Origin of the sequence: Lentzea albidocapillata subsp. violacea (assembly GCF_900100275.1) — a bacterium.
GTDB classification, from domain to species: domain Bacteria; phylum Actinomycetota; class Actinomycetes; order Mycobacteriales; family Pseudonocardiaceae; genus Lentzea; species Lentzea violacea.
Map to the genome: position 1 here is coordinate 53,942 of NZ_FNET01000014.1, position 17,544 is coordinate 71,485.

15 protein-coding genes are annotated in these 17,544 nt (G+C 69.5%); 3 read left to right on the plus strand and 12 right to left on the minus strand.

Features of this window, described 5'->3' with window-relative positions; translation table 11 throughout:
* Nucleotides 1–8 precede the first annotated feature (8 nt).
* Nucleotides 9–1,388: a carbohydrate-binding protein gene (locus tag BLR21_RS27715; RefSeq protein WP_090010149.1), complete on the minus strand. Its 1,380-nt coding sequence runs from the start codon at nucleotides 1,386–1,388 to the stop codon at nucleotides 9–11.
* 112 nt (nucleotides 1,389–1,500) lie between these two features.
* On the minus strand, nucleotides 1,501–3,144 hold the full coding sequence (locus tag BLR21_RS27720) for a bifunctional 3'-5' exonuclease/DNA polymerase (RefSeq protein WP_256334976.1): 1,644 nt from the start codon (nucleotides 3,142–3,144) through the stop codon (nucleotides 1,501–1,503).
* A gap of 177 nt (nucleotides 3,145–3,321) precedes the next feature.
* Between BLR21_RS27720 and BLR21_RS27725 the strand changes: the two genes are divergently transcribed.
* Nucleotides 3,322–5,736, plus strand: a complete 2,415-nt coding sequence (locus BLR21_RS27725; RefSeq protein ID WP_143027894.1) for a tetratricopeptide repeat protein — start codon at nucleotides 3,322–3,324, stop codon at nucleotides 5,734–5,736.
* Here BLR21_RS27725 and BLR21_RS27730 read toward each other — a convergent pair.
* On the minus strand, nucleotides 5,723–6,646 hold the full coding sequence (locus BLR21_RS27730; protein ID WP_090010158.1) for a proline dehydrogenase family protein: 924 nt from the start codon (nucleotides 6,644–6,646) through the stop codon (nucleotides 5,723–5,725). The two genes, BLR21_RS27725 and BLR21_RS27730, sit on opposite strands and share 14 nt — an antisense overlap.
* Before the next feature lie 91 nt (nucleotides 6,647–6,737).
* Nucleotides 6,738–8,363: an L-glutamate gamma-semialdehyde dehydrogenase gene (gene pruA, locus BLR21_RS27735; protein ID WP_090010160.1), complete on the minus strand. Its 1,626-nt coding sequence runs from the start codon at nucleotides 8,361–8,363 to the stop codon at nucleotides 6,738–6,740.
* A gap of 108 nt (nucleotides 8,364–8,471) precedes the next feature.
* Between pruA and BLR21_RS27740 the strand changes: the two genes are divergently transcribed.
* Nucleotides 8,472–9,998, plus strand: a complete 1,527-nt coding sequence (locus BLR21_RS27740; RefSeq protein ID WP_256334977.1) for a PucR family transcriptional regulator — start codon at nucleotides 8,472–8,474, stop codon at nucleotides 9,996–9,998.
* Here the strand turns inward: BLR21_RS27740 and BLR21_RS27745 are convergent.
* From BLR21_RS27745 to BLR21_RS27780, 8 genes are read right to left on the minus strand one after another with little or no spacing between them, the layout of a single operon-like run.
* Nucleotides 9,980–10,597: a YidC/Oxa1 family membrane protein insertase gene (locus BLR21_RS27745; protein WP_090010166.1), complete on the minus strand. Its 618-nt coding sequence runs from the start codon at nucleotides 10,595–10,597 to the stop codon at nucleotides 9,980–9,982. The genes BLR21_RS27740 and BLR21_RS27745 overlap by 19 nt on opposite strands.
* Before the next feature lie 37 nt (nucleotides 10,598–10,634).
* Nucleotides 10,635–10,919, minus strand: coding sequence for a DUF6412 domain-containing protein (locus BLR21_RS27750; protein ID WP_090010168.1), 285 nt, complete (start codon nucleotides 10,917–10,919; stop codon nucleotides 10,635–10,637).
* Between the two features lie 10 nt (nucleotides 10,920–10,929).
* On the minus strand, nucleotides 10,930–11,649 hold the full coding sequence (locus BLR21_RS27755) for a hypothetical protein (protein ID WP_090010173.1): 720 nt from the start codon (nucleotides 11,647–11,649) through the stop codon (nucleotides 10,930–10,932).
* A complete protein-coding gene (locus BLR21_RS27760; protein WP_176929818.1) occupies nucleotides 11,646–12,191 on the minus strand; it encodes an RNA polymerase sigma factor in 546 nt (181 codons plus the stop codon). The genes BLR21_RS27755 and BLR21_RS27760 overlap by 4 nt, the downstream gene beginning before the upstream one ends.
* Before the next feature lie 46 nt (nucleotides 12,192–12,237).
* Nucleotides 12,238–12,825, minus strand: coding sequence for a nucleoside/nucleotide kinase family protein (locus BLR21_RS27765; RefSeq protein WP_090010561.1), 588 nt, complete (start codon nucleotides 12,823–12,825; stop codon nucleotides 12,238–12,240).
* Nucleotides 12,822–13,364, minus strand: a complete 543-nt coding sequence (locus BLR21_RS27770; RefSeq protein WP_090010179.1) for a ribonuclease FAU-1 family protein — start codon at nucleotides 13,362–13,364, stop codon at nucleotides 12,822–12,824. Before BLR21_RS27770 ends, BLR21_RS27765 begins: the two co-directional genes overlap by 4 nt.
* Complete coding sequence (locus BLR21_RS27775; protein WP_090010181.1) at nucleotides 13,342–14,607, minus strand: FAD-dependent oxidoreductase; 1,266 nt, start codon at nucleotides 14,605–14,607, stop codon at nucleotides 13,342–13,344. Before BLR21_RS27775 ends, BLR21_RS27770 begins: the two co-directional genes overlap by 23 nt.
* Before the next feature lie 58 nt (nucleotides 14,608–14,665).
* Nucleotides 14,666–16,021, minus strand: a complete 1,356-nt coding sequence (locus BLR21_RS27780) for a GAF domain-containing protein (RefSeq protein WP_256334979.1) — start codon at nucleotides 16,019–16,021, stop codon at nucleotides 14,666–14,668.
* Nucleotides 16,022–16,218: 197 nt separating this feature from the next.
* Between BLR21_RS27780 and BLR21_RS27785 the strand changes: the two genes are divergently transcribed.
* A complete protein-coding gene (locus BLR21_RS27785; protein WP_090010185.1) occupies nucleotides 16,219–17,544 on the plus strand; it encodes an aldehyde dehydrogenase family protein in 1,326 nt (441 codons plus the stop codon).

Consider the following 17,544-nt stretch of genomic DNA (forward strand, 5'->3'; position numbering starts at 1 on the left):
ACCCAGGGTCAGGTTCCGAACTTCACCCAGTTCACGCTCACGTAGGGCGCGGGCTGGCCGCTCGTGAACGTCACGTACACGTCGTGCGTGCCCGAGATGTTCGAGATGTTCGCGGGGATGGTTCTCCACGCGTCCCAGCCACCCGTGTTGCCTACCGCGAACGATCCGACCGGCGCGGCCGTGCGCGACCCGAGCCGCACCTCGACCAGCCCGCTCACGCCGCCTCCGGCTCCGGAGGCCACGCGGGCGTAGAACTGCCGGGCGGGTCCGGTGCCGAAGTTGACGCCGGAGAACTTCAGGAAGCCGCCGTTCGCTATCTGGTGTACGCCCGAACCGCCATCACCGGGCGCCACCGAACCGCCGGACCGCTCGGAAGCGTTCTCCGCCTGCAGTTCGCTGTACGCGGAACCCCCACCGCCGGGGTTCGACGTCGTGGTCGTGGTGGTGGTGGTCGGGGTGGTGCCGCCAGCCGAGTAGACGGCCACGTAGTCCACGACCATCGAGTGCCCGGACTGGGTGGCCGCGACAGGGGTCGGCTGGTTGTTGTTCAGCGCGTTCGGGAACGCGCCGCCCATCGCGAGGTTGAGCAGGATGAAGTGCCCCGCGTGTGACGTCATCGCGTTCCAGACGTTGACGCCGACACGGGCCTGCGTCACCTGGTGGTAGGCCTGGCCGTCGACGAACCACGTGAACGTCTTCGCGGCGTCGTCCCACTCGAAGCGGTAGGTGTGGAAGGCGGACTGGCAGGACGCGCCGGGGCACGTCCGCGAGTTGCCGATGCCGGTGAACTCGCCGCAGGCACCGCCGGGAGCGACGTCGCAGTGCAGCACACCCCAGACGGAGTTGATGCCGTTGACGTTCTCCATGATGTCGAACTCGCCGATGCCCGGCCAGTTCCAGTAGTTGCCGCGGTACGGCGCGCCGAGGGTCCAGAACGCGGGCCAGTAGCCCAGGGCGGCCTGGCCCGTGACGTTCGGCATCTGGATGCGGCCCTCGATGGCGAGCTTGCCGCCGGCCGCCGGCTTGAAGTTCGAGCGCTGGGTCTCGATGCGCGCCGACGTCCAGTTGCCTCCGCCGTCCTTCAGGGCGGTGATGCGCAGGTTGCCGTTGCCGTCGAGCTTGAGGTTGTTCGTGCTGTTCGTGTAGTTCTGGATCTCGCCGGTGCCCCAGTTGGCAGGTCCGCCGGGGTAACCGTGGCCGGTGTCGATGATCCAGTTGGCGCTCGACGGCAGCGATCCGTTCGAACCGTTGAAGTCGTCACCCCACACCTGCGTCCATCCCGGGGCAGGGGGTGGGATAGCAGCGTTGGCGGACATGGCGACGATCGCCAGGGGTACCGCGGCAATAAGAGCTGTCGTGGCCGCGAAGATGCGGCGGCGTTGCCTCATGCGCGAGTGACCTCCTTGTCACGGGTGCAGTCCATTTATGAGAGCGCTCTCACGGCGTAAGAGCAATCGCCCGTTCGGACCAACGGCCCGGGGCGAACCGTCTCGTTCGGACTTATTTCGCGTCGGCGTAGCAGGTCACCGGCACCGCGTTCATCGGGAAGCGCACCGATGTCTCGCCGAACAGCAGCCGGGTCGCCTCGCGCCCGGCCTCGGCGATCGCCTCGACCACGGCGTCGGCGTCGGCACGTGGGCAGTGCACCAGCACCTCGTCGTGCTGGAAGAACACCAGGTGCGCGTCGGCGGGCAGTCTGGTGCGCAGCACGCCCAGCAACGCCGCCGTCCAGTCCGCCGCGCTGCCCTGCACCACGAAGTTCCGGGTGAACCGCCCCCAGTTGCGTGCCGCCTGCCGCGACGAGCTCGACGACTCCCCGGACTCGTCGGCGCCTCCGGTCAGCTCCTGCCAGGCCGCGGACGGCGTCGGCGACGTGCGGCCCAGCCGCGTGCGCACCATCCGGCCCTGCTCGCCGGCCCTGGCGGCGTCCTCCACGTACCCGACCGCGACCGGGAACCTCTTGCGCAGCACGGCGAGCAGCGGCCCGGCTTCACCAGAGGTGCCGCCGTACATCGCCGACAACATCGCGATCTTCGCCCGCGGCCGTTCGCCCTTGAACGAGTCCTCCGCCAGTGCCGCATAGAGATCGTCGTCCCCGCAGACCTCGGTCAGCCGCGGATCCCCTGACAGGGCAGCGAGAATCCGCGGTTCGAGCTGCGACGCGTCCGCCGCGACGAGGCACCAGCCGTCGTCGGCGATCACCGCCTGCCGCATCAGCCGCGGGATCTGCAACGCGGCTCCGCCTCGCGACGCCCAGCGTCCGGTGACGACGCCACCCACGACGTAGTCCGGCCGGAACCGCCCGTCCTCGACCCACGTGTCGAGCCACGACCAGCCATGTGCCACCCATAGCCGGGCGCGCTCTTTGTAGTCCAGCAACGGTTTCACCGCGGGGTGGTCGACCTTCTTCAACACCCACCGCCGCGCGGACGGCACCTCGATGCCGGCGCGCGCGAACGCCTTGACGATGCTGGCCGGTGCGTCCGGGTTCATCTCCCGGCCGCCGAACGCCTCCTGGATCTGGTCTGCCAGGTCCTGCAACAACTTCGGCCGCCGGCCGGCTGCCGGTCGAGGCCCGAGGACCTCCTCCAGCAGCCGGTTGTGCACGTCCTCCCGCCACGGCAACCCGTGGTGCGTCATCTCCGCGGCCACCAGCGCCGAGGCCGACTCCGCCGCGATCAGCAGCCCCAGCGCCGGGTTCCGTTGCTGTGCGCGGAAAACCAGTGACAACGCGACGAGCGGGTCGGTGTCGCCCGGCAGCACCACCGGCTCCGGCCCGAACAACGTCAGCGCGTCGTCCTTCTTGGCCGGCCCGGCGTCGGCCGGAGCGGGCAGCCCAAGCACCCGCGCCAATGCCCCCGCGAGCTCCTTCGGCTCACGGTGGCGGCCCTCCGCGCCGAGCAGCAACGCCTCGGTCAGGTGCAGGTCCCAGCACCGGTCGACGCGCACCCCGGCGGTGAGCAGCACCGGGTAGACCTCGGACGTGTCCGCCCACACCCAGCGCGGTCTGTGGGCGCGCTCCAGCGACGCGACGGCGGCGGCCGGCGACGAAGCCGTCATCGCGGGACCCGCCGGAGTCCCGTCGTCGTGCAGCTTCTGCCACCGGCCGGCGCCGTCAGCGTCGATGACGAGGGCGACCAGCACATCCCGGATTGTGCCGGGGAGGTCTGACAATTTCAGTCCAGAGTGAAACCGGGGCCATCCAGGTAGCTGTTGGACCTTCTCCAAGCCAGTAGACATTGGGGTGAAGGAAAAACGGGAAAAGGCCACGATGGTGTGGTCTTGCTACCCCTGGGCTGACCAGCGACCGACTATGAAACGGTGGACCGAGCACTCAGCGTTGCCGCATTGCTGGATCCCACCCAGCAGGTGGTCCCCTTTCACGGCAGAGAATCCGAGCTGCACACCCTCACGCTCTGGCGCGACAGCCCCGCGCCACAGGCGTCCCTGTTGCTGCACGCCCAGGCGGGCGCGGGGAAGACCAGGCTGCTCCAGCAGTTCCAGGAGGAGTGCTGGGACGATGCCGCGCACGGCAGGCTGCTGGTGATCGACGACGCCGACCGGCTCCGCTGGCAGGACGTCTTCCTGCTGCTGCAGGACACGCTGCGGCACGGGCCGGCGCGCACGCGGGTGCTGCTGGCGGCGCGGACCACGGGCTGGTGGTGGTCGTCCACCCGCCAGCGGATCGCGGACTTCGACCACGAGGTCATGGCCGTCGAACTCGCCGCGACGCTCGAAGACCGCGAGGAGTCGTTCACGCTCGCCTGCCAGCACTTCGCCAAGCAGCTCGACGTCACGGCCCCGGACGAGCCGCCGCCGAACATCGCCCAGGAGACCGTCCTCGACCTGCACATGGCCGCGCTGACCGCGGTGCACGGTGATCCGTGCGACGTGAACCGCACCCAGCTCGTCCGCCAGCTCCTCAAGCGCGACGGCGGACGCAAGACCGGCCGCATCGCCGAGGACTACCTGGCGGTCGCCACCCCGGACACCCCGGACCCGGACCTGCTGGCACGCGCCGCGCACAGGTGGCCGGCGCTGAGTCCCAGGCTCGACGAGCTCGTCACGGGGAACCCGAAGATCGTGCGGGACATGGCCCGCGACAGCCTCCGCATCGCCGCGGAGATCGGGTCCACCGCCACCGTGGAGACCATCGCCCGGCAGGTCTTCCGTGACGAGCGGTTCGCCACCGACGCGATCCCGTCGATCCTCACCCGCCGCCTGCTCGAGCGCGCCGACGACCTCCTCGAACGCGCCGAGATGTACGGGATGCTGAGCGCCCGCACGATGTTGTGCGGCCTGCGTCAAGAGTCCGTCGAGGCCTCCCAGGCCGAGGTCGGGTGCTACCGCGAGCTCGCGGCACGGGACCGGGAGAACCGGCCGCTGCTCGCGGACGCGCTGGGCGACCTGGGACTAAGGCTGATCAACGCCCAGCGCAACGACGAGGTGCTCGCCGTCTCGGAGGAGGCGATCGACCTCTGGCGCGAGATCGCGGAGGACGACCCGGAGACCATTCCGCACCTCGCGGCCGCCCTGGAGCAGATCAGCTACCGCTACCAGGCGCTCGGCCTCGACGAGGACGCGATGACCGCGATCAGCCGCGCCACCCTGCTCTTCCAGGAGCTCGCGCAGAACCACCCGGCGCTCTTCCGCGCCGACTTCGCCAGGGTCGCCGCCGTGATGGCCCGCCGCTTCCACGTCGAGGGCAACAGGCAGCACGCGGCCGACTCGATGCAGCTCTCCATCGCGAACTGGAGGGTGGTCGCGCAGGAGGACCCGCGCTTCGAACCCGAGCTCGCCCGCAACCTCGTCACGGCGGGCGCCATGTTCGTCGACCTGGACAGAGCCGAGGCGGCGAACGAGACGTTGAAGGAGGCCGTGGACCTGTTCCGCCGTCTCGCCGTCGCCCACCCCGAGACGTTCCGCACCGAACTCGCCGACGCGCTGACGCGGCGCAGCCAGGCGTTGCTGGAGCTGGCCGGCGACATCGACGCCGCGCTCACCGCACGGGAAGCGGTCATGCTCTGGCGCGAGACGGGCGACCGCAAGGGCCTGGGTGCCGCCCTGCTCAACGTCGCCAAGGTCGTGGGTGACGTCGGCGCGGCTGAGGAGGCCGTCGAGGTGTACCGGGAACTGGTCGCCGAGGACCTCGTCCGGAACCAGGCGGACCTCGTGATCGCCCTCGCGACGCTGGTCGAGCAGCAGCTCCTGCTCGGCCAGGACGGTGAGGCGATGACCACGGCCGACGAGTGCCTCGACGTCTGCCACCGCCTGCCGTCGCAGCTCATCGAGTTCTTCGGCGCGAAACTGGCGCCACCGCTGCAGAACACGGCCCGCGCACTGTCCGAATCGGACCACCACGTCCGCGCGGTGGGGATGTCCGAGTTCACGGTCGAGATCTGCCGGGCGCTGCGACCGAGGACGGCGCCCACCGTCTACCTCTCGGCCCTGCAGCGCCACGTGTGCAGACTCCGTGCCGCGGAACGGAAAGAAGAGGCACGCAACACCGCGCACATCGCGGTCGTGTTGTGGCACATGGCCGGCCTCGAGCTCGACGTGCACGCCGACTACGCCGACGCGTTGACGATCTACGGCCGGCTCTGCGCCGAGACGAGGTACGGGACGGAGAAAGCACTCCGGCTCACCCGCCGCGCGGTCGAGATCCTCCGCGGGGCAGGCGAGCCGGTGAAGTTGCAGTTCGCCCTCGAAACAGTCGAGGAGCTCAGCTCTTGGTGAGCAGCGAGCGGGCGAAGAACGCCACGTTGGCCGGACGCTCCGCGAGACGGCGCATGAAGTAGCCGTACCACTCGTCGCCGTACGGCAGGTACACGCGCATGCGGTTGCCCTCGGCGGCGATGCGGCGCTGCTCCTCGGGCCGGATGCCGTACAGCATCTGGAACTCGTAGGTGTCCTTCGAGCGCGCGGACGCCAGGTCGGCGGCGATCGCGATCAGGCGCGGGTCGTGCGAGGCCACCATCGGGTAGCCCTCGCCCTCCATGAGGATCTTCAGGCACCGCACGTACGACAGGTCGACGTCGTGCTTGTCCTGGTACGCAACGGAAGCAGGCTCCTGGTACGCACCCTTGCACAGGCGCACGCGCGAACCGGCGTACGCCAGGTCACGGCAGTCCTGCTCGGTGCGCTTCAAGTAGGCCTGCAACACCGCGCCGACCCACGGGAAGTCGATCCGCAGCTCACGCAGGATGCCCAGCGTGGAGTCCGTGGTGGTGTGGTCCTCCATGTCCAGCGTCACGGTCGTGCCGACGACGGCGGCAGCCGTGCAGATGCGCCGCGCGTTCTCCAGTGCGATCTTCTCGCCGTCGATCGCCAGCGACTGGCCGACGGCCGACAGCTTGACCGACACCTCGGCGCCCCGCGTGAGTCCCTGCGACTCCAGCCTCGACAGCAGCGTCAGGTACGCCTCGACGGTCGCGTTGGCCTGCGACTCCTCGAAGGTGTCCTCACCCAGGTGGTCGAGCGTGACCAGGCGACCGTCACCGAGCACCTCGGCGGTCGCGCGGATCGCGGAGGAGACGTCGGCACCGGCGACGAACCGCTCGACGACGGGCCGGGTCAGCGGCGTCGACTCGACGAGCTTGCGGGCACCCGCGCTGCGGGACGCCAGAAGAAGGCTGGAGCGCAACATAGGTTCACGTCCTCGGGGTGTGAGAGGTGAGGGGAACGTCGATGTGCTTGTGGCTCAACGACGTTCCCCTCACTTCAGGAGGGCTTGGGTATCAGCCCTGGTGCGGGTGGAGGTGGTTGGTGGGCGCCGCGAAGGTCTCCTTGATGGAGCGCGGGCTGACCCAGCGGAGCAGGTTGTGGACCGACCCCGCCTTGTCGTTCGTGCCGGACGCGCGACCGCCGCCGAACGGCTGCTGGCCCACGACGGCACCGGTGGGCTTGTCGTTGACGTAGAAGTTGCCGGCGGCGAACCGCAGCTCTTCCTGCGCGTGCGCCACGGCGGCGCGGTCACGGGAGATGATCGAGCCGGTCAGACCGTAGGGCGCCGCGCTCTCCATCTGCTTGAGCACGGTCAGGTAGTCCGCGTCCTCGAACACGTGGATCGCGAGCACCGGGCCGAAGAACTCGGTGGTGAACACGGAGTTCGTCGGGTCGGAGCCGACGAGCACGGTCGGCCGCACGAAGAAACCGTCGCTGTCGTCCGCGGTGCCACCGGCGGCGATCTCCAGCGAGGAGTCCGCGCGGGCGGCCTGCAGCACGCCCGACAGCTTGTCGAACGAACGGCGGTCGATCACCGCGCCACCGAAGTTCGAGAAGTCGGTGACGTCGCCGTAGGTCAGCGCGTCGACCTCGGCCAGGAACTGGTCCTTGATCTTGTTCCACACCGAGCGCGGCACGTAGGCACGCGACGCAGCGGAGCACTTCTGGCCCTGGTACTCGAAAGCACCGCGGATCAGGGCGACGCGCAGCACGTCCGGGTCGGCCGACGGGTGCGCCAGGATGAAGTCCTTGCCGCCGGTCTCGCCGACGATGCGCGGATACGAGCGGTAGTTCGCGATGTTCGAACCGACCTGCGCCCACAGCTTCTGGAACGTCGGGGTGGAGCCGGTGAAGTGGATGCCCGCGAGGTCGGGGGAGCTCAGCGCCACCTCGGACACCGCGAGACCGTCACCGGGCAGCAGGTTGATGACGCCGGGCGGCATGCCCGCCTCTTCCAGCAGCCGCATGGTGAGGTGCGCGGCGAACGACTGGGTGGGCGACGGCTTCCACAGCACCACGTTGCCCATCAGCGCGGGCGCGGTCGGCAGGTTGCCGGCGATCGCGGTGAAGTTGAACGGCGTGATCGCGTAGACGAAACCTTCGAGCGGGCGGTGGTCCGTGCGGTTCCACACACCGGGGGAGGAGATCGGCTGCTCGGCCAGCAGGGTGCGGGCGAACTGCACGTTGAAGCGCCAGAAGTCGATCAGCTCGCACGCCGCGTCGATCTCCGCCTGGATCGCGGTCTTCGACTGGCCGAGCATCGTCGCGGCGTTCAGCGTCTGACGCCACGGGCCGGCCAGCAGGTCGGCGGCACGCAGGATGATCGCCGCACGGTCGTCGAACGACATCGCGCGCCACGCCGGGGCAGCCTCACGGGCCGCACGCAGGGCGTCGGTGGTGTCCTGCTGGGTCGCGCCGGCGAGGGTGCCGAGGACCGAGCGGTGGTTGTGCGGCTGGACGACGTCGACACGCTCACCGCCACCCATGCGCTGCTCGCCACCGATGGTCAGCGTCAGATCGAGCGGCTCCTTCTGCAGCTCGACCAGCTTGGCCTGCAGCTCAGCGCGCTCCGGGGTGCCGGGGGCGTACTGCAGGACCGGCTCGTTGACCGGGGCGGGAACCTGGGTGACCGCGTCCACTCGGACTCCTCTTTGAATCGGCGTCGGTACGCAAACCGTAAGTCCGGGCGACCTGACCTCGGTTGTGCGAACCGCCAAGATTCACCAGGTCAGATGTACGATCGAACAGTGCCGAGCCTCCGCCACATTCTTATCGCGCTGGGCGATCCGCTCGTGGAACTGCAGGTCGCCCCCAACGGCCTGGAGGTGGACGTGCGCGACGTGGTGATCATGGATCCGGACGACCCGCCGGACGTGGCGGCAGGAGACCTCGCCCTGCTCATCGGTGCCCGCGGCCGGGCCGCGTTGCCGCTGATCAGGGCCGCTGGACGGGCCAAGGCCGCGGCCGTCGCGGTCAAGGAGTCGTCGCAGGCGCTCGACCAAGCGGCCAGGGACGCGGGCGTGGCGTTGCTCGAAGTCCGCCCGGAGGTCCGCTGGGGCCACCTGGAGTCGCTCGCCAAGGGCGTTCTCACGACCACGACCGACGACGGCGAGGTCCTCGGCGACCTGTTCGCGCTCGCGCAAACGATTGCCACCCTGACCGGCGGCATCGTCAGCATCGAGGACACCGCGAGCCGCGTGCTCGCCTACTCCCGCTCGTCCGACGAGGTCGACGAGCTGCGCAGGCTGTCGATCCTCGGACGCCAGGGTCCCGAGCCGTACCTGAAGATGCTGCGCGAGTGGGGCGTCTACAACCTGCTCAGGTCGTCCGAAGAGGTCGTCCGCATCGACGAACGCCCGGAACTCGGCATCCGAAGGCGGATCGCCGTCGGCATCCACGCCGGCCGCCAGCCACTCGGCGCGATCTGGGTGCAGGAGGGCGACCAGCCGCTGACCGAGCAGGCCGAACGAGCCCTGCTCGGCGCCGCCCGCGTCACGGCCCCGCACCTGATCCAGCAGCGCAACCAGCCGACGTCGAGGTTCCGCGAGAACCTCCTCGCCGCCCTGCTCACCGGCCGCATGGACGCCGCCACCGTCGCCGGCCAGATCGGCGCCGACCCGAAGAAACCCGCCGCCGTAGTGGTGTTCGCGGTCCGCAGCGCCGAGGGTGACCGCAGCGAACACGAACTCCGCCGCGCCGAGATGACCGGCCTGATCTCCGTGCACGCGGCGGCATACCGGCGCAGCGCGCTGGTCAGCGAGTCCGGCGGCCGCACCTACGTGCTGTTGCCGGACCTCGCCCCGAACGCCCAGCTCCTGAGCCTGACCAGGGAGATCGTCACCACCGCACGCCGCCACCTGCACACGGCGGTCCAGGCGGCGGTCGGCTCGACGGTGTCCACACTGGACGACGCGCAGGTCTCCCGCCAGGAGGCCGAACGCGTGCTGGACGCGATGGCCCGCGACCTCGACGCCGAGGTGGCGACACTCGCCGACGTCCGCTCCCAGGTCCTGGTGAGCGAGATCCTGGCTCTGCTCCAGGACAATCCGCGCATCAGGGACCCGAGGATCGAAGCACTGGACCCGGAACTGGCGAAGTCGTTGCTGGCCTACCTCGACGCGCTGGGTGACGTGCGCGCCGCGGCGGACCGGCTGCACGTCCACCCGAACACTTTGAGGTACCGGCTCAAGCGTGCCAGAGAGAGTGGTGACGGCCTCGATCTGGACGACCCGCTCGTCCGGCTCGTCGCCCAGCTTCAGCTCAGGATGCGGTAGAGCAGCGCCCGTTCCGCGATCGTCCACGTCGTCGTGGTGAGCAGGTACAGCCCGGCGGCCAGCGGCAGGTACGCGGCCACCAGGATCGTCCCGAACGGCAGCACCTTGATCAACCCGGTCATGAACCCCGGCGTGGGCGTGGTGGTCATCCGCGACTGCTGCCACTTCACGGTCACATAGGCGACCACGGCCAGCAGCCCGAACAGCACGAAGAACACCCACGCGAAGCCGGTCGTGAAGTGCGTGCCGAGCGAGATGCCGAACAACGTGCCGTCCAGCAACGGGTTCGGCGTCGTCACCACCTGATAGATGACCATGAAGAACGGGATCGTCGCGAGCATCGGCAGCATGCCCGCGAACATCGACACACCGTTCTTCTTGTAGACCTTCTGCGACTCCTCGGAGAACCGCATCAGGTCCTTGCCGTACTTCTTCTGCAGCTTCTGGATCTCGGGTGCGAGCTTGGCCTTGGCCTTCTCCCCGCGCACGGCCGCGCGGTAGAAGGGGTGCAGCGCGAGCCGCACGACGACAGTGAACAGAACGATGGCGAGCGCGGGCATGCCGAAGCTCGCCAGGGCAGCGCCCAGGTCAGCGAACAAGGGGAATTCTCCGTATCGAGTCAGGGGCCAGGACGTGTCAGAACGTCCGGCATCCCGGTGCTCGAGGACGGGACCTGCCTGCGGCGTCAGGGTTTCGCAGCCGCAGTTGTGCTGTGCGCTGGGCTCGTTCGCGGATCGAGAGCGACCGCGCCGGCGCCACCGACAGTGGCACCAGCGCGACGACCACGATCAACGTGAGGGCGAGCGCGGTCACGGCCGCGACGACCTCCATCGGCGACGAGAACAACGTGAAGGCGTAGAGGGCAGGCAGGAAGACCGCGAGCGTCAACAGCGCTCGCTGCCTGGTCTCCGGCCGCCACATGCCTCGCAGACTACCGAACGCGGACGGGAATCGGGGAAGTCTGCAGAACGCCGCCTGCTCCGTCGTAGAGCTTCACGTATTTCTGCTTGCCTGAGCTCGGCCACCACGCCACGACCCAGCCGTTGCCGATGGTCGCGGTCACCTCCAACCCGTCCTCGGTGCCGATGACCACCTTGCCGACCTTCGGGCTCACCCGTCCGGTCAGGATGTTCATGCTGTTGCGGGTGTTCACGTCCTGAATGCCCAGTTGCGGGTCGAAGTCGGCGAACAGCCTGTCGCCGAGCGGCTCGCGGCCCGCGGCGTTCCCGTTTCCGGCCATGGAGACGCCCTTCGGCGTCCGCAGGCACAACATCTCGGACTGCGGACCGGTGAACAGCACCATCGTCATCTCTCCGCGCTGGTCGACGACCGACACCTCACGGGGGGCCAGCCAGTTCGGCCTCTCTCCCTCGCCTCGCGCGTCGTGGTCGTCGAGCGTCTTCACGCAGTCCGCGAGCACGGGTGCCAGGTCGCCGGGCGCCCGCGGTTCCGCGGTCCACGACGCGGAGGCGTCCTGGTTCGCCGGGGTCCACAACACCAGCGTCACGGCGACGGCGGCCACGAGAGCCGTCGCGGGCACCGTGAAGCGCCACCACCGGCGGGACGGCTTCGGCCTGATCTCGTTCAGCAGTGCGTGCTTGCGGACCTGGAGCCGCATGGGGTCCAACTGCGGGATGTCGGGCTTGATCACAGTGCCTCCTCAACCAGTGCGCCACGCACGGTGCGTTGCGCGCGAGCGAGTCGGGACTTCACCGTGCCGACCGGGATGCCGAGCACCTGGGCGATCTGCGCCTGGCTCAGGTCCGACCAAGCGGACATCTCCAGCACCTCCCGATCCCCGGCGGGCAGTTTCTCCAGTTCGGCGATCACCGCCCGAGTCCTGGCCTCCGCGTCCACCCGCCGTGCCACGTCATCGGCGTGGTCGTCGTCGGCGTACTGCGGCGGAACCTTGCCCAGCGCGGCCTTGTACCGCGTGCGGGCACGTTGGTGGTTGCGGGTGACGCCGAGGGCGACGGTGTAAAGCCACGGCAGCAGCGACCCCTCGACCGTCACGGACGTGCGTTTGCGCCAGGTCTCCATGAACACCACGGACACCAGGTCCTCGGCGACCGCCCACGTACCGGTGCGGCGCAGGCAGTAGGCGAACACGGCTTGGGCGTGGCGTTCGAACAGCTGCCCGAACGCCTCGCCCACACCGGCCCGGACCTGCCCCCAGAGTTCTTCGTCGGTCACGGACCCTCCTCTCTGCCCCACGTATGTCCGCGGCGGGCGGAGCGGTTCACGACTCGACCAGACCTGGCCGTTCGGGGTGGTCGTAGCGCACGAAGAGATCGGCCACCGGGTCGTAGTCGTCGAACGCCGGCAGGGTCCACTCCTCGGCCGTCCTGCGTTTCAAAGCGCCGGGGGAGAGCCACAGGTGCACGGTGAGCTCGGCCGGCAGCCACCGGTCGAGCATCAGCGTGCCGTCGACGAGCACGACCCCGTTCTCCGGCACGTCGACGTACTCGGCGCGGGTGGCGCGGTCCGTGGCGGCGTTCCACAACGACGGCAGCACCTTGCCGTCCATCGCCGGGTCGAGGACCTCGCGCTGCAGGCCGCCGAAGTCGAACCAGTCGTGCCGGTACGAGTACGAGTCGGTGCGGCCGTGCTCCAGCCGCACCGAGGCCGGTCGCAGGAAGTCCTCAGTGGACACCCGCTGCACCGGGCGGCCCAAGGCGCGCAACGGTTCCACGACGGCGTCCGCGAGCTTGCCCGGCTCGGCCGCGGGCGCGCCGTCGATCAGGACGCGCACCCGGCCCTCGATATCGGACACCCGGTGGACGATCTCGGCGACGAGCGCGTCGAACGTGAGCGGCCGGACCTTCACGGGTGCCAGTCCGCCCAGGCCGTGTCCCACCAGATCCCGCCGGACGCCAGCATCTTCTCGATCTTGAGCCCCTCGGCCCTGATCGCTTCGGCCTCGTCGGCGGAGTACTTGCCGGAGGCGACCTGCTCCTCGAACTCGTCGAGGTCGCGCTGCGCCCAGGTGCCGTCCGGCGCCAGCGTGTAGTCCAGCGCGTGGTCGAGGGTCTCGAACCCGTCCTCGACGCGGCGGTAGGGCGCCTGCAGGTTCAGGTAGTAGTTGCCGAACACCCTGCCCTCGCCCTTCCAGAACAGGTCGACGGAGTAGGCGTCCTGCGGGCGGTGCAGCATGAGCTTGCCGTGACCGCGCCAGAAGCCGCGTTCGGGCTTGTCCCACGGGTGCGGGTGGTGGTGGTCGGGGTAGGTCAGCCGGGTGCCCGGCTCGACGAACACCGCGAGCAGCCCCGGCTCGTCGACGACCACTCTCGTCGGCATCTCCGACCAGACCTTGCCGTGCAGCACCTCACGCCGCACCACGACCTCACCGGGCGTGAACAACCTCATGGTCAGAACTTACGTGATCACGCTCCGCCGCGTCCTCGGCCAGCATCTTCCGCTTGAGCACGGGCACGGCGTTGGTCACGCGCAGGAACGTCCGCGAGAACGCCGCCGCGACCCGTCCGATCACGGGCCTGTGGATCAGGCTGTTGCCGTCCATCATCTCGCGCGACGCCTCCACGGCATGGAACCCGTACTCGATCATCTCCTGCTCGTACTCGCCGATCGCCTGCACGGCGTTCCCGCCCTCGGTGAGCTTGCGGCACAACAGTTCCGCGTCCCGCAGCGCCGTGTTCGCGCCGATGCCACGGCCGGGCGTCATGAGGTGCACCGAGTCGCCGATCATCGTGACGTTGCTCGGCTGCCACGGCCGCGGCCGTTCGGACGTGCGGACCCTGATCTGGAACACGGTCTCCGGTGTGGCCAGCGCGAACAGCTTGCGCAGGTGCGGGTGGAACTTCGGGGTCAGGTTCAGCACGACCTGCTTGAGCTCCGCCTGGCTCATGTCCTTCATGTCCGGGAACCTGTCGTGCGAGGCCGCGTAGCCCCACATGATGTAGTCGTCCTCGACACCCGTGCCGTCGAAGCGCATCACGTGGATGATCACGAACTCGCCGTGCGGCCCGAACAGCAACGTGATGCCGCCGTCGGCCAGCGGTGGCAGGAACCTGGCGTTCTCGTCGGTCAGCGGCAGCTTGCCCGCGATCGACGTGATGCCCGTGTCGACCACTCTGGCGTCCGGCAGGTACTGCCTGCGCACCCTGGACTGCGCGCCGTCCGCGCCCACCAGCACGTCACCGGTCTCGGACGTGCCGTCGTCGAAGAACGCGGTGACGGTGCCGTCGTCGTTCTGGGTGAAGTGCGTGAACGTCCTGTCGAACCGGACGACGTCGTCCAGGCCGCCGAGCAACGCCGTGCGCATCGCGATCCGGCTGACCGACTTCTCGCTGCGGCTGTCGTCGCGGTCCGTCGCGACGTCGCCGACCAGCAGCTGCTTGTACTTCTCCGTCCGCATGACGATCCGCCGCGGCGGCCGGGCGGTGGTGCGGACGAACTCGGCGAACACGTCCGGCGGCAGGCAGCTGTGCAGCGCCTTGCTGCCGTCCGGGCTGATCCCGACCCGGTAACCGATCAACATGCTGCGCGGCGTGCGGTCGCGTTCGAACAGCGCGACGTCCACGCCGGCGTTCTTCAGCCCGTGCGCCAGGCACAGGCCACCGGTCCCCGCTCCGATGATGAGTACGCGCATGACAACCCCCCTCACCAAGTCTCTTAGCAAGGAAGATATTCAGTTCGCGAGAGTCTTGTCAATCGTCCTGACTGAGTCTCCGGAGGCGCGCGGTAGCGATGGCGAGCCTGACGTCGTCCGGTGGCAACAGCTTGACCAGCTGTTCCAGCGCCTCGACGTCGTGTTCGCCCGAGTCGGTCTGGGTGAACGTCCACAGCGCGTTCGCGTCACCCCGCTGCAGGACCGCCTTGCGCACCCCGGTCGCCAGGTCGTCCCGCTCGGCCAGCACGACGGGTGCCTCGGAGCGGCGCAGCAGCGAGCCGCGGTACCGGCTCACGGCCAGCGGCACGTCGGCGGCCCTGAGGGCGGCTCGCACCGCCAGGAAGTCGGTCTCGACGTCGGCGGTGAGCCGGTACGGCCTGGTCGCGAGGACGTCCGGACCCAGCTGGGCGCGCAGCCGGTGCAGCTCGGCGCGCACGGTCGTGGGGTTGCCGCGCTCGCCGTAGAGGCGCAACGCGAGCTGGTCGGCCGTCAGCCTGCCCTGCAACGTCAGCGCAGCCAGGATCTCCGCGTGCCGCAACGAGATCGGCACCTCGCGGCCGTCCAGTACGACCTTGGGCTCCGGCAGCAGGAACGACAGCGACAGCACGCTGCGCCGCACGTGCCGTTGCCGGGGAACGCGCAGCAGATAGCCGTGGGCGAGGGGCTCCAGCACCGCCTCGCGGCCGTCCGGGAGCTCGACGCGGTCCGTGGAGACGTCGACGCGCGAGGGCAGCAGTCCGTACGGCTCGACGGCCACGACCCGGCCGGTCGGGCTGAGCAACGCGCCGGGCTCGCCGCGCAACGCGATCAGGTGGCGCATGTTGCGTGCCCGCAGTTCCTCGTCCTGCGCGTGCATCCGGGCGAGCATCTCCGACTCGGCGAGGCGGGACGACGCCGAGACCAGCGCCACCATCGAGGGATGGACCGTCTCGATCGGGCCGCTGAGGTCGACGACCCCGATCGTGGTGCCCGTGTCGGGGTCGTGGATCGGGCTCGCCGCGCAGGTCCAGTGGTGGTAGGTCCGCACCAGGTGCTCGGCCGAGTGGACCGTGACGGGGGAGTTCACCGCCAGCGCCGTGCCCATCCCGTTCGTCCCCGCCGCACCCTCCGACCAGAGCGTTCCCTCCGCCAGGCCGACGTCCTCGGCACTGCCGCGGGTGTCCTTGGAGCCCTCGCACCACAGGACGTGGCCCTGGGCGTCCGCGACGATCATGATGTGCTTCGCCTCTTCCGCGAAGCCCAGCAACGTCTCGCGCAGCAGCGGCAGCGTCGGGTACAGCGGATGCCGTTTGCGCAGGTCGGAAAGCTCGTCGGCGGCGAAGACGGTCGGCGCGGTGTGCAGGTCGGGATCGACGTTGGCAGCGAGTGACCGTTGCCACGACGCGGAAATCACTGAGCGTGGCAAATCAACCGTGTGAGCACCACTCAGCACGGCATCTCTGACTCGACTCAGCAACAGTGCGTGTTGCCCGGGTTCGTGGCTCACTGATCCATCCACGGCTTGCAACGAGCATGCAACGTTCTGCTGCCTACTTTCTCACTTCCCCCACCCCAGGCATCGAGTGGGCCATCTCCGGCAGGGAGTCGAGAATGACGCAGTACGCGGCACCGGGGCAGCCCGGCAGCGTGGTCGCGTACCGGGCGAGGTACGACCACTTCATCGGCGGCGACTACGTGTCGCCCGTTACCGGCGAGTACGTCGAGAACGTCACCCCGGTGACCGGTGACGTCTTCACCGAGGTCGCCCGTGGCACCGACGCCGACCGCGCCCGTGCGATGCACGCGGCCAGTGGCGCCGCCCGCGCGTGGGGGAACACCACGCCCCGAGAGCGCGCCACCGTGCTGTGCGAGATCGCGGACCGCATCGAGGAGCACGCGACCGAACTCGCCGTCGCCGAGACGTGGGACAACGGCAAGCCGGTCCGTGAGGCCCTGGTCGCCGACGTGCCGATGCTGACCGAGCTGTTCCGCCAGTACGCCGCCGTCGTCCGCGCCGAGGTGGGCGAGGTCGAGCAACTCGGCCGCAGCACCTTCGACTACCGCTCGTTCCAGCCGATCGGCGTCGTGCACGAGCGCATCTCCTGGACGTTCCCGCTGATGAACGCCTGCCGCGTGCTCGCACCCGCGCTGGCCGCCGGCAACGCGGTGGTGCTGGAGCCCGCGCTGCAGACCCCGGCGTCGATCCACGTCCTGCTGGGCGTGATCGCCGACCTGCTGCCGCCCGGCGTCGTCAACGTCGTCACCGGCTCCGACGACCACCCCGTCGTCGCCGGCCGCTGCCCGAACATCTTCTTCTCCGACGTCACGGCGCGGCGCGACGGCTTCCTGGACAGGGCGCTGGAGGGCTTCGCGATGTTCGCGGCCAACCAGGGCGAGAGCTCCACGGCCCCGTCGCGCGCGTTGATCCAGACCGCCGTCTACGAGGAGTTCCTGCATCTCGCGACAGTCCGCACGGAGGAGTTGCGTGCGGGCGACCCGCTCGACACGGACACGATGGTCGGCGCTGTCGTGAGCCTTGCGCAGCGCGATCGAGTCCTTGCGTACGTGGAGCGTGGCAAGGCCGAGGGCGCCCGCCTGGTGGCCGGCGGCGAGGCCTCCGGGCACTTCGTGCAGCCCACGATCTTCGAGGGCGACCACCGTTCGGGGGTGTTCGCCGACGACGTGCTCGGTCCCGTCGTGTCGGTGACCAGGTTCGACGACCGCGACGACGCCCTCAAGATCGCCAACGAGTCCGTCGCCCAGCTCGGCGCCGGCATCTGGTGCCGCGACGTCACGCTCGCGCACAACGTCGGCCAGGACCTGCACGCCGAACGGGTGTGGGTCAACAACTACTCCCCGTACCCGGCGAACACCGCCGTGCTCGCCGGGTACCGCCGCGTGAAGCATCTGCTGGTCAGCTACTCCGACCGTGGGTAG

Bases quoted from the DNA above. Each gene is read 5' to 3' on its own strand.
- BLR21_RS27715 (WP_090010149.1), bottom strand. From the start codon at position 1,388: ATGAGGCAACGCCGCCGCATCTTCGCGGCCACGACAGCTCTTATTGCC.
- BLR21_RS27730 (WP_090010158.1), bottom strand. From the start codon at position 6,646: ATGTTGCGCTCCAGCCTTCTTCTGGCGTCCCGCAGCGCGGGTGCCCGC.
- BLR21_RS27750 (WP_090010168.1), bottom strand. From the start codon at position 10,919: ATGTGGCGGCCGGAGACCAGGCAGCGAGCGCTGTTGACGCTCGCGGTC.
- BLR21_RS27770 (WP_090010179.1), bottom strand. From the start codon at position 13,364: ATGAGGTTGTTCACGCCCGGTGAGGTCGTGGTGCGGCGTGAGGTGCTG.
- BLR21_RS27775 (WP_090010181.1), bottom strand. From the start codon at position 14,607: ATGCGCGTACTCATCATCGGAGCGGGGACCGGTGGCCTGTGCCTGGCG.
- BLR21_RS27785 (WP_090010185.1), top strand. From the start codon at position 16,219: ATGACGCAGTACGCGGCACCGGGGCAGCCCGGCAGCGTGGTCGCGTAC.